The organism is Acinetobacter sp. BHS4 (assembly GCF_018454425.1).
In the GTDB taxonomy this organism is placed as follows: Bacteria; Pseudomonadota; Gammaproteobacteria; order Pseudomonadales; family Moraxellaceae; genus Acinetobacter; species Acinetobacter pittii.
This window is the reverse complement of record NZ_CP075323.1, coordinates 899,535-911,059: the sequence shown is the minus strand read 5'-3', so window position 1 is coordinate 911,059 and position 11,525 is coordinate 899,535. Positions and strand designations below refer to the sequence as shown.

12 protein-coding genes are annotated in these 11,525 nt (G+C 37.9%); 5 read left to right on the top strand and 7 right to left on the bottom strand.

Annotation, left to right across the window (positions count from 1 at the left end; all coding sequences use genetic code 11):
• Positions 1-14 precede the first annotated feature (14 nt).
• From KIP84_RS04400 to KIP84_RS04390, 3 genes are all read right to left on the bottom strand, one after another.
• On the bottom strand, positions 15-407 hold the full coding sequence (locus KIP84_RS04400; protein WP_017399216.1) for a DUF1232 domain-containing protein: 393 nt from the start codon (positions 405-407) through the stop codon (positions 15-17).
• Positions 408-526: 119 nt separating this feature from the next.
• On the bottom strand, positions 527-1,318 hold the full coding sequence (gene fdhD / locus KIP84_RS04395) for a formate dehydrogenase accessory sulfurtransferase FdhD (RefSeq protein ID WP_068565582.1): 792 nt from the start codon (positions 1,316-1,318) through the stop codon (positions 527-529).
• A 78-nt stretch (positions 1,319-1,396) separates the two neighbouring features.
• Positions 1,397-3,805, bottom strand: coding sequence for an FdhF/YdeP family oxidoreductase (locus KIP84_RS04390; protein WP_213689392.1), 2,409 nt, complete (start codon positions 3,803-3,805; stop codon positions 1,397-1,399).
• 399 nt (positions 3,806-4,204) lie between these two features.
• Between KIP84_RS04390 and KIP84_RS04385 the strand changes: the two genes are divergently transcribed.
• Positions 4,205-5,362 carry a glycerate kinase gene (locus KIP84_RS04385; RefSeq protein WP_213689391.1) on the top strand — a complete coding sequence of 386 codons (1,158 nt, stop codon included), beginning with the start codon at positions 4,205-4,207 and terminating at the stop codon, positions 5,360-5,362.
• Here KIP84_RS04385 and KIP84_RS04380 read toward each other — a convergent pair.
• Positions 5,359-5,925, bottom strand: coding sequence for a TetR/AcrR family transcriptional regulator (locus KIP84_RS04380; RefSeq protein ID WP_086376994.1), 567 nt, complete (start codon positions 5,923-5,925; stop codon positions 5,359-5,361). The genes KIP84_RS04385 and KIP84_RS04380 overlap by 4 nt on opposite strands.
• A gap of 121 nt (positions 5,926-6,046) precedes the next feature.
• Here KIP84_RS04380 and KIP84_RS04375 point away from each other — a divergent pair, with 121 nt between their 5' ends.
• From KIP84_RS04375 to KIP84_RS04360, 4 genes are all read left to right on the top strand, one after another.
• Positions 6,047-6,829: an SDR family oxidoreductase gene (locus KIP84_RS04375; protein ID WP_213689390.1), complete on the top strand. Its 783-nt coding sequence runs from the start codon at positions 6,047-6,049 to the stop codon at positions 6,827-6,829.
• A gap of 37 nt (positions 6,830-6,866) precedes the next feature.
• The gene (locus KIP84_RS04370) at positions 6,867-7,472 is read left to right on the top strand and encodes a nitroreductase family protein (protein ID WP_002118380.1); all 606 of its coding nucleotides are present in this window, start codon (positions 6,867-6,869) and stop codon (positions 7,470-7,472) included.
• Positions 7,473-7,649: 177 nt separating this feature from the next.
• On the top strand, positions 7,650-7,973 hold the full coding sequence (locus KIP84_RS04365; RefSeq protein WP_213689389.1) for a hypothetical protein: 324 nt from the start codon (positions 7,650-7,652) through the stop codon (positions 7,971-7,973).
• 12 nt (positions 7,974-7,985) lie between these two features.
• On the top strand, positions 7,986-8,597 hold the full coding sequence (locus tag KIP84_RS04360; protein WP_213689388.1) for a hypothetical protein: 612 nt from the start codon (positions 7,986-7,988) through the stop codon (positions 8,595-8,597).
• A 222-nt stretch (positions 8,598-8,819) separates the two neighbouring features.
• On the opposite strand, the gene KIP84_RS04355 is transcribed toward KIP84_RS04360, so the two are convergent.
• From KIP84_RS04355 to KIP84_RS04345, 3 genes are all read right to left on the bottom strand, one after another.
• Positions 8,820-9,380 carry a helix-turn-helix domain-containing protein gene (locus KIP84_RS04355; protein ID WP_213689387.1) on the bottom strand — a complete coding sequence of 187 codons (561 nt, stop codon included), beginning with the start codon at positions 9,378-9,380 and terminating at the stop codon, positions 8,820-8,822.
• A gap of 646 nt (positions 9,381-10,026) precedes the next feature.
• Positions 10,027-10,452: a hypothetical protein gene (locus KIP84_RS04350; protein ID WP_060464887.1), complete on the bottom strand. Its 426-nt coding sequence runs from the start codon at positions 10,450-10,452 to the stop codon at positions 10,027-10,029.
• A gap of 211 nt (positions 10,453-10,663) precedes the next feature.
• The gene (locus KIP84_RS04345; protein ID WP_213689817.1) at positions 10,664-11,407 is read right to left on the bottom strand and encodes a hypothetical protein; all 744 of its coding nucleotides are present in this window, start codon (positions 11,405-11,407) and stop codon (positions 10,664-10,666) included.
• Positions 11,408-11,525: the final 118 nt, after the last annotated feature.

The window sequence follows — 11,525 nt, the reverse complement described above, 5'->3', positions numbered from 1 at the left end:
TGACGGTTTGCAAATTACAAGCCACCACCAAAGTAGAAATAGGCCATCAAGGCCAGTGTGATCCAAACTAGAATAATCAACACAGCAACCAAATAATTTTGAGGCCGACGCTCCTGTTGATCTAACCATTCTTCAGCTTGTTGTTCCGCATCTAAAATGACTTGTTGAGGTGTAAAACGCACAGCTAACCAAATGAGCATCGGTAGAATGATGGCCTCATCTAAAAGGCCTAAAATAGGAATAAAATCTGGAATTAAATCGATTGGACTAAAGGCATAAGCCACAGCCACCACAGCAATAACTTTTGGGAACCATGGCATTTGGGGATGCTTTGATGCAAACCAAAGCATAATAATTTGTTTTTTTAGACGTTTTGCCCATTCTTTTAGTGATTGTAACCAAGACATTTGGACAGACTCTGAACCTTTAGAGTTTTATAATAATCCATAAAACCTATCCTTAGCTTAAAAGCCAAAGAAATGTTAGATGAGCTTCATTTTAGGTCCATCATCTTGAACAATATATTTTAAATTTCTGTATATAAAACAAATCTATCTCCCCTACAAAAACTCGCCAAAGTCAGGCCAGATTGTTTGGCTAATTGAATAGCCATGCTAGTAGGTGCTGAAATTGACGCCAATAGGCTGATGTTCAGCTGGGCACATTTTCGTATTAGTTCATAACTTGCACGACTGGTCATCACCACAAAACCTAAACTGGTATTGTAGTTTTCTTGCGCTAAATAACCTATTAATTTATCTAAAGCATTATGGCGGCCGACATCTTCAAATAAGGCGACGATATGACCATCAACCACCCAAGCTGCGGCATGTGCGCCACCCGTTAAAGCGGTAATTTCCTGTTGGGCTTTTAAGTGGGAAATGGCACTCGGAATTTGCTCAAGCCATATTTTTGATGCATGCGTTGTAATTTTAGGAACGTCTAACTGAAACTGCTCTAAACTCTCAATTCCACACAAACCACAGCCTGTACGGCCTACCATCATGCGGCGGTGTTCTTTTAATGCAACAAATGCTCTCGATGAAATAGTCATTTCCACCGTAATGCCCAATTCATTTTGATGTACATCAAGTGCATATAGCTCTTTTAAGCTGGTTAAAATTCCTTCCGAGAGACTAAAACCTTTGGCAAATAATTCTACATCGGTCGGTGTCGCCATCATCACCGCATGCGAAATGCCGTTATACACCAAAGCAATTGGGTACTCTTGCACAATATGATCTAAAACATTTTCAGAGTTGGTTTTGTTAAACCGCTGTACTGGTAATGTCTCAACCCCATAAGAATGTGGTGTCAAAATTATTTCCTTTATTTCAAAATGGCGCTTGTTTAGAGCGCCATTTGTTTGGATGATATTTTTTAATATTGCCTTTGATTAAAGGTTGCTTACTTTCTTATCGGCATCTTCAGGGGCTACTGCCGTTGCCAAGTTAAAATGCTCTGGCGCATTTCCGGGATGCAAAATCACAGGAACACTTTTTGAAGCAGGAATCTTGGCATATTTATCATGACTGCTTAATGCCACCAAAGGATTAGTTTCCGGATAGTAAGCGGCTAAACTGCCTCGCGGAATGTTGTACGGCACAATACGGAAACTATGCACGATACGTTTCACACCGTCTGAAAAAACACTTTCAATATCGACCCACTGGTTTGCTTCAAAACCAGCTTCATCAATATCAGCTTGGTTCATAAACAACACACGGCGCTGACCGAACACCCCACGGTAACGGTCATCTAGACCATATAGAGTAGTGTTGTATTGGTCATGAGAACGCGTGGTCATTAAGGTATAAACTTTACTGTCGGTATATGCGGCAGCGTACTGATTTTCTTTATCGGCATAGACTTCACTCAGCGGTGTAATCATAAACTGCGCTTTACCACTTTTTGTATTCCAGATGTGCTGATTGGCTGGATGCTCTAGATGAAAACCGCCCGGTTTATAGACGCGTAAATTAAAGTCATGGAACTCATCAAATACATCGGCAATAGAGTCACGAATACGGTCATAACTTTCGATATACCACTTCCACTTAATTTGGCTGTCTGGAAGCACTGCTTCGGCCATTCGGGCGACAATATCTGGTTCAGACAAAATATTGTCAGAAATTGGAGCGTTACGCCCTGCTGACAAATGAATATTACTCATTGAATCTTCGACTGAAATTGCTTGTGGTCCATGAAGCTGCTCATCAATTTCAGTACGGCCTAAACATGGCAAAATAAGTGCGTCTTTACCACACACCAAATGGCTACGGTTTAACTTGGTTGCAACATGAACAGTTAAATTACACTTTCTAAGTGCTTCTTGGGTATACGGCGTATCTGGCGTTGCAACTGCAAAGTTCCCACCTAAACCAATAAAGACTTTGACCTCGCCTTCAGCCATGGCTTTAATGGTTTCAACGACACCATGTCCATTTTTTCTCGGTGATTTAATACCAAACACACGGTCAATGTTGTCGAGTAATTTAGGGCTAGGCAGTTCATTAATACCCATGGTTCGGTCGCCTTGTACATTACTATGCCCACGAACCGGACAAAGTCCTGCGCCCGGTCTGCCAATTTGTCCACGCGCCAACAATAAATTTGCCAGCATGTGTACATTGGCTGTTCCGTGACGGTGTTGCGTGATACCCATTCCCCAACAGAAAATTGAACGCTCTGATTCTAAAAAGAGTTTGGCGAGTTTTTCTAAATGTTCAGGCGATAGGCCTGAGTGTTTATAAAGATCTGCCCATTCAGTTCTTTCAACCTCAGCAATCATTTCATCAAAACCAACGGTATTCACCGCAATAAAGTTTCGGTCAAAAACACTCGGTTTACCTGAAGCTAGCGCTTTTTTATCCCACTCATTTAAGTGTTTTAACATACCCAACATGAGTGCATAGTCACCGCCAATTTTCGGCTGAAAATAATAACGACTAATTGGCGTACTGCCGTTGGTCATCATTTCAAGCGGTGCTTGCGGGTCTTGGAAACGCTCAAGACCTCGTTCTTTAATTGGGTTAATCGCAATAATATTGCCGCCACGTTTAGACACTTCACGTAAAGTACCTAACATACGTGGATGGTTGGTGCCGGGGTTATGACCAAAACTAAAAATAGCATCGGCTACGTCAAAGTCTTCTAGGGTGACTGTGCCTTTTCCTAAACCAATCGAGTCAAGCAAACCAACACTTGTGGTTTCATGGCACATGTTCGAGCAGTCTGGAAAGTTATTTGTACCAAAGCTTCGCACAAACAATTGATATAAAAATGCTGCTTCGTTACTGGCACGGCCAGAGGTATAAAATGCCGCTTGGTCTGGGTTGTCTAGCGCGTGTAAATGTTGAGCAATGAGTTTAAATGCATCGTCCCATGAAATAGGCACATATTTATCGGTTGCAGCATCATAGCGAACAGGGTCGGTTAAACGGCCCAAGTCTTCTAGAAAAAAGTCACTTTGCTCTGATAACCAACTGACGGTATGCCCTGCGAAATATTCAGGAGTCACTGTTTTACTGGTTGCTTCAAAGGCAACCGCTTTTGCACCATTTTCACAGAAGTTAAACGCATGGGCATCTTTCTTTTCTGGCCATGCACAGCCGGGACAGTCAAAACCTGTAGGCTGGTTAATGTTGAGTAAGGTAATTGAACCTTTACCTAAAATATCTTGTCGCTTTAAGTTTCGAGCAACACTAAGAAGTGCGCCCCACCCGCCAGCAGGATGAGTATATGGCTCAATTCGCGCAAAACCGTTATTTTCCTGTATATGCTTTTGTTCTTCTGAATTATCCACTTTTTCATCCTCTTATTTCTTCTTAGGCATTCAACAGATCCAATAAAACCACAATTTAATTATGCTTATATCAAGAATCGCTGCTGTCTAGCTTGTGGGTAGAGTCCGCTTGGTATGTTATTCACCATATTTTAAAAAGCTGGCTCAACTGTTCTTATAATATGTGCCATATTTTTTACAATTACAATCATTTAGGCCAACGGCGCTATTTATAGAAAAACATATAAAACAATGAGTTAAAAAGATAGAAACTCCGCCTTTTACAGATCAAAACATTATTGGCTTTTATTTTTAACAGATTGAAAGCCTTTTAAAGTTGATGTTTACATGTCTTTATCTATGTTTTTTTCGCATTAAACAGTATAAAACAATTAAAAATCTATCCACATTAGAGCATTTATGAAGGTTGTGATCGCCCCTGATTCATTTAAAGACAGCTTACCTGCTTTAAACGTAGCTCAGGCCATTGCCAAAGGATGGCAAGAAGTTTTTCCTCATGCAGAAACGATTTTATGCCCGATGGCCGATGGCGGCGAAGGAACTATTGAATCTGTTTTAGAAGTCAGCGGTGGTCAATGGCGTGAAAAAACTGTAGTCGGGCCATTAGGTCAGCCTGTTCAGGCCAAATGGGGATGGTTAGAAAAACAAAAAATCGCCATCATTGAAATGGCTCAAGCGAGCGGCATACAGCTAGTCCCGCCGTCAGAGCGTGATGCTTGCCATAGCACAACGTTTGGAACAGGTCAGCTCATTCTGGATGCTTTAGATGCAGGCGCAAAAGACATTATTTTAACTGTAGGCGGTAGTGCAACCAACGATGGCGGCACAGGATTACTGAGTGCTTTAGGTGCTGTTTTGCACGATGCCAACCAAAAGGTTTTACCCGCAGGTGGCCTCGCTCTAAGCAACTTATCAAAAATTGATTTAACACATTTCGACTCACGTATTCAGCACACGCAGTTTTTACTAGCTGCCGATGTGAGCAATCCACTTTGCGGACCAAACGGCGCATCTCATATTTTTGGTCCACAAAAAGGGGCTTCCCCTACTCAAGTAAAGTTACTTGATCAAGCGCTTGCCCATTTTGCCGATGTCTCGGCACAACTTTTAGGTTTCGACAAACGAGATGAAGCAGGTTCTGGCGCTGCTGGTGGCTTGGGCTTTGCAGCCAAAAGTTATTTAAATGCAGACTTTAAAGCTGGCGTTAAAGTCGTGGCTGAACTGAATCAACTTGAGCATAAAATTTCTAATGCAGATTGGGTCATTACAGGCGAAGGTAAATTTGACCAGCAAACCTTAAGCGGTAAAACCGTTTTTGGGGTAAGCCAAATTGCAAAATTTCATGGCATCCCTGTCATTGTGATTGCAGGAACTTTAGGCCAAGGCTATCAAGCACTTTATGAGCACGGCGTTACGGCTGCTTTCTCATTAGCAAATGGTCCGATCACATTAGAACAAGCCTGCGAACATGCGGCAGAACTCATTTATGAAAGAACAGTGGATATTGCGAGGTTAATTCAGCTTAGCCAAACCAGTTTGAGAGATAAAAAAGTTTAATCGACTAACTTTAAAAGACTCTCTTTACAACTTTCCAATATTTCATCGCTAAGCAAGGATTGGTCTGGGCATGCGCGAGACAAGGCAATTGCCCCCACAGATTGAGCAAGAATATTAATAGCTTGCTTTCTCAACTCTTCTGTTTCTAAAGAAACTTGTTTTGCTCGTTCATTCATAATGAACTGAATAAGTTGCTCAATGCCCTCTTCAAATTCGACTTTTACTTCGTCTGGTTGTCTTGCAGCATCACAAGATAGCGCTGTTAAGGTGCAGCCCAAATCTCGGTTGTCTCGATGAGTACGAGACACATAAAGCTGAATAAATTGAGTTAAGTTTAAGCCTTCTATTCTTTTTAAAACCTGCTCAAGCCCATGTTTAACAGTAATTGAGACAAGGTCTGTTTTCGAGCTGAAATGTTTATAAAACCCACCGTGGGTAAAGCCTGCGCTAGACATTAATTCAGCAATGCCGACACCGTCGTAGCCTTTGCTACGAAACAGTTGAGTCGCCTTCTCGACAATTTTTTCTCGGTTTTCTTTTACCTGAGTTTTACTGACTTTCATGTTGGCTACCCACTTTTACTCACCCTATTCGTCACAATTATACATTGATTATGGTTGACATCAAAACTTGCATATTTTAGATTATACTCATAATCTAAAAATTAAATCGTGGAGACATCACATGTCAGCTCAATCAAAAGTACTTATTACAGGAGCTTCGTCAGGAATTGGTTCTGTCTATGCAGACCGATTTGCTCAACGTGGCCATAACTTAATCTTGGTTGCACGAGACACAAACCGCCTAGATAAAATCTCAAAAGATCTTCAAGAAAAATACGGCGTACAAGTCGAGTTCATTCAAGCCGATCTATCAAACGATCAGGACATCAGTAAAATTGAAGATGTACTCAAAAACGATGTTGATATTGAAATTCTGGTAAATAACGCAGGCATTGCATTAAACGGAAACTTTTTAACTCAAGATATTAAAGACATTGAAAAACTTATAACTTTAAACATGACTGCGGTTGTTCGTTTGTCTCATGCAATTTCGCAATCACTTATACATAAAGGTAAAGGTGCCATTATTAATTTAGGCTCTGTGCTTGGATTAGCTCCTGAATTAGGTTCTACCATTTATGGCGCAAGTAAATCTTTCATCCAATTTTTTAGCCAAGGCTTATATTTAGAATTAAAAGATCATGGCGTGCATATTCAAGCAGTATTGCCTTCGGCAACTAAAACCGAAATTTGGGAACGTTCAGGCATCGACTTAAGCCAAGTCCCACCATTAATGGATGTCAATGATTTGGTCGATGCGGCTCTAATTGGTTTTGACCGCAAAGAAACGATTACAATTCCTGTGCTGAAAGACGAAAATCAATGGAATAATTTTGAAAAATCACGTATCACATTATTACCAAACTTTTCTTCGGCTGATGTAGCCCAACGTTATAAAAACTAACGAGTACCGCTACCCAACTCTTAAGTAGGAAAATCTTATGAATGTTATTGATGCCATCCGTAACCGCCGCGCAGTTAAACGCTTCGACCCTGCTTTTCAACTTTCTGAAGATAACAAAAAGCAGTTATTACAAGAAGTTTTAGCAAATGCGCCAAGCGCTTTTAACTTACAACATTGGCGTCCAGTCATCATTGAAGATACTGAGTTAAGACAAAAAATTCGCACCATTGCTTGGGATCAACCACAAGTTACAGAGTCATCATTACTGATTGTGTTGTGTGCAAAAGTAAATACATGGGAAGTTGATGCTAAGCGTGTATGGGATGGCGCGACTCCAGAAGTACAAAATATTATGGCTGGCGCAATTGACCAATATTACCGTGACCGTCCGCAAACTCAACGTGACGAAGTAATGCGTAGTGCAGGTATTTTTGCTCAAACTTTAATGTTACTTGCTCAAGAGCATGGTTTAGACAGTTGCCCAATGGATGGTTTTGACTTTGACGCAATGGCAAAGCTCATTAACTTACCTGAAGATCATGTGGTGTGTTTAATGATTGCTGTTGGTAAGTCAGCTTCTGAACCTTACCCACGTGTGGGTAAACTTCCTTACGACGATGTGATTATTCAAAATACATTCTAAGTTATTCAAAATTATTAAAATTTCATACTATTTTATAAATATAAAATAGTATGAAGCTCTCAAATCTACAAAAAACAATATATAAAAATAAATATTATTAAAAAATATCTTGACTTGATCAAAAAAAGCGCAAAAAATATTAATTAGAATAATAAGGTTAATATAGTGAGGCAGAATATGAATAAATTATTATTCCTATCTATTGTTATTATTTGCCTGCTAAGTACTTCTGTTTTTTCAAAAGAATTTTCAAATAATTCTCTCCAAACGGAGTATCCAAATAATAAACCATTAAATAGCGATATCCTCTTTAAAAAAGTAGATGATATCAACTCTAAAAAAACGGAAGATAAAAAAATAGGCATTCCTTTAAAATACTCTGCTAACAAGATACAAGTCAATCCAATTACTAAATCTAAAAATAATTGCCCATATTGCGAACAAATACCGAAAGAACCTCCTCGAGCAACGACCCCTACTAAATCTCCGTGTTTTCCTTAAAGGAGAATTAAAATGAAATCAATTATTAAAATTATTGTTTTTGAAACAATATTATTACTATCAATAAATGTTTACTCTACAACAGATACTTCCACGCCCCCTCAAAATACTAACTTATTAAAAAATACAGCATTCACAGATGCAGATGTTAAAAAAACTGAAAATAAATTAAGAATAGAAAGACTAGAATCGGAAATAAAAAAACTTCACCTTGAAGATAAAGAAACAGAAATGTTAATAGCTTCAAATAATAATATTTATCAAATACGAGGCGATACTTTTAAAAACCAACAAAAACAGAATATTATGATTTTTTATTTAGTTTTATTTTTAGTGGTAAGCAGTATTTCTTTTGTTTTCATCCAACTATTCATTTGGGCAAAAGAGTATAAAAAACAAAATGACATGATTAATCAGATGAGAAATAGTCCAAATAATAACCCTACTCAAACTGAAAACGATCAAAATGATACCACTAATCAAATAGAAAATAGTCAATTTGAATTGTCACCACAAAGTTTAAAAGTAACTACTCCATTTATAGGGCTATTAACATTAATCGTAACTTATCTCTTTTTCTATATGTATATCACAGAGGTTTACAAAATAACTGAGATGTCTTAATAACAAACTTTAAGGGATAGCTTCTTATAATTTTAAATAGGCACCCTATTAAAAGTCCTTTCATACAAGGACTTTTATTTTACAATAATATTTATCAATCCACTTCAAAACTGATTTAATCAAGATGTTTTAAATCTTTTATTAGCAATATTATTTTGCTTCTTTTAAAAACTTATCTCAAAATAAGCACATTAAATATTCTAAAATTATAAATTACATATATTATGTCTCTTTAAACTGCTTCAAAAAACATTCTAATATCATCTCTTTATCCCCTACTTGAGCCGAGCTTAAAAGCTGAATAATGGTTCCTTCAATCATATATAAAAATAATTTGGCATCCTGAAAGGAAACATCTTTTTTTAGTTTTATTAACTGACTATAGATTTCATTAAGCAACCATGTTCTATATCTCATTGCGGTGATATAGGCTTTTGGATAGGTCAGTTTGATCTCAAAAATTACTTTAAATAATAGATAGTAAAGCCCCTCCAAATCGGTGTGTAAGACATAAAGTTTCTTAAGTTTATCCATCACACTTGTTTGACTGGTGTACTCAACCATTGAAACTACTTTTTCTTTTAAACGTTCTTTTTGCACGATCATGCAGATTTCGATAAAACGCTCTTTAGAGTGAAAATAATGATAAAAAGTCGCTTTTGGAATTTGAGACTCTTTCACGATTCTGTCGATTCCAACCGTATGAAATCCGTGATGGTGAAACAGATCAATTGATTTATTTACAACTTGGATGGCACGTGGGGAGATCACTAAATTTGGCATAGTTTTACCGTTATAAAAATTCTTGTTGTATGTAAACGAGATACTTTTTTGGGAGAAAAAAAGGCATAGCAAAGCCGTTAAGACTGTGTTTTGCACATCTCAAGTTTTATTGTTGATTAAGTTTTTGGTCGCGACGAATTAAAGCCTGAAAGCGCTATTCGCTATCAAGCTAAGTATAAATTTAAGTCGTGTCGATATAGACTTTGGCAAAGGCTGCCAAGAAATTAAGAATGTGCAAAGCCAACTCCTTTTTATTGGGAGTTCTGCCAGACATTTATAGAATTATGGTGGCAGAACGAAAGGGGGTTAGCAGACTGGCTCAAGACCCAGCACACCCGAAGGTGTCCCCCTTCCGTCCTACCGCTACAAAAAGGGAGACGAACGGGTCTACATCAAAAAATGAATTTTTTCAATGTTCTTGAGCACGGTCTGCTAAAACCGGCTGGCAATGTGGCCAGCAGGCAAAGAATAGTGCTCCGCCCTTTTGCAGTCAAGCACACAAAATGACATTTGTTTTAATTTAGATCATTAAAAAGTAAGGATAAATAATGCGTGAGTTATTGTTTAAGTGAGGTTTATAAAGGGAAAATAAAACAGCCTTAAGAGGCTGTTTTATTTGAGCTAGAAAGACTTCGTATAAGCTCCATTAGGTTAATTTTAAATAGTTTTCATAACTCGTTGTCTCTAAAACGTGTAATTTACTTATTTCTAGTTTTTTCATAATATCTGGGATCAAAGATCTATTAGCTAAAAAGAGCTGATCAGTCCTATCAAATCCACCTTGTAGCCTTATTCTTCCATTTTGAACATACATATCCATTAATCGATGTTCTCTTAGACTTTGTATAACAGTGGTTTTATATTCATCAAAATCTATTTTTTTATTATCTTTAAAAGAATACTCATCAAAAAGTTGATAGTAAAAGTTTAAGAATTTTTCTTCGCCATTTAAATATTCATCCAAGCTATTATTTTTCAATGAGATGTCGTAGCAAATGATATTCGATTGATCAGCTTCTACTTCTGAAAGCCAATGATCAAAAATAGAAATAGAAATGACCGTGTCCCACATAAATTTACTCAAATTACTAGAATTTTATAAGGATACATTAAGAGCTTTTCATCGTATAAAATATTTAATTCAACACTAAATAATTTATAAACCTCTCTTTGCTGCAACCACAACACCAACTGTTTTTTTAAACTTAGAACTTTCTTTATTAATTACTCCAACAATGCATAAGACTGCCGACTTAATCTCTGAAGAGGTCGAATAGAGCTTTTCAGTAAGGTCGAAACCAAGGTTTTTTGGGCTTAGTTCCCGTATATGCTGGACTAACTTTAATTGGCCCTTGACCTTTTTCACATTCTTGAACACCCCACTCACTCGGACGAAAACGTGCATTAGCTCCATCGGGTTCAGGTTTACCAAATTCTTTTGCAATATCATAATGAATGGATGGAATTTCAAACAGTACGATGTCCCCACGAGAACAGGTGATGGTGGGACGCTTCGTATCGTAAACCCATTTACCATAACCATTTTCCTCATTAGGGTCAAAGCGCATAACTGGACCTATTTGCTGATCCCATGCCAATTCCATTCGAGGAGGTTCCATCGCAGTTACCCACATTCCAGCGACTTGTACAGGATGAGGGAAACGTACAGCTTGTAATCCCCGTAAACTCAAGGGTAATTGAGGCTCACCGTTGTCAAAAGCATCATAACGACTGATTAAGCTCCCTTTGGGAATCAACAGTTCTCCATATTGCGCATCTTGAGATAAAACGAAATGGCTGCGACTTTCTTTATAATGCTGCTCAAGTGCGAACTCATACTTTACCGATGCAATCATATAAAATAAATAACCAGCCCACAGATCACATATCAATGCCAACAGCGTAATGAATAATGTTTTTCGAGAAAAAAACCTAACAGGCTTTTGCGCCTTCTTTCGCCAAAAGAATATTAATTTCACCAACAAGCCTAGTGTTAGTACAACACCAATTAATGGAACAAAAAACAACAGAAAAATTGCGAAAAAAGAGAATGGCTGTACCGGTATCATAATTTTTAAATCTTTAACTTCATATTTTTCAAAGGTGGGCCGCCAAGAAAATTGTATATACGTGTATTAAAACAAG

What these genes read in the sequence shown, in the direction of transcription:
- KIP84_RS04385 (WP_213689391.1), top strand. Translation starts at nt 4,205, where the DNA reads ATGAAGGTTGTGATCGCCCCTGATTCATTTAAAGACAGCTTACCTGCT.
- KIP84_RS04380 (WP_086376994.1), bottom strand. Translation starts at nt 5,925, where the DNA reads ATGAAAGTCAGTAAAACTCAGGTAAAAGAAAACCGAGAAAAAATTGTC.
- KIP84_RS04355 (WP_213689387.1), bottom strand. Translation starts at nt 9,380, where the DNA reads ATGCCAAATTTAGTGATCTCCCCACGTGCCATCCAAGTTGTAAATAAA.
- KIP84_RS04350 (WP_060464887.1), bottom strand. Translation starts at nt 10,452, where the DNA reads ATGTGGGACACGGTCATTTCTATTTCTATTTTTGATCATTGGCTTTCA.
- KIP84_RS04400 (WP_017399216.1), bottom strand. Translation starts at nt 407, where the DNA reads ATGTCTTGGTTACAATCACTAAAAGAATGGGCAAAACGTCTAAAAAAA.
- KIP84_RS04375 (WP_213689390.1), top strand. Translation starts at nt 6,047, where the DNA reads ATGTCAGCTCAATCAAAAGTACTTATTACAGGAGCTTCGTCAGGAATT.
- KIP84_RS04370 (WP_002118380.1), top strand. Translation starts at nt 6,867, where the DNA reads ATGAATGTTATTGATGCCATCCGTAACCGCCGCGCAGTTAAACGCTTC.
- KIP84_RS04360 (WP_213689388.1), top strand. Translation starts at nt 7,986, where the DNA reads ATGAAATCAATTATTAAAATTATTGTTTTTGAAACAATATTATTACTA.
- KIP84_RS04365 (WP_213689389.1), top strand. Translation starts at nt 7,650, where the DNA reads ATGAATAAATTATTATTCCTATCTATTGTTATTATTTGCCTGCTAAGT.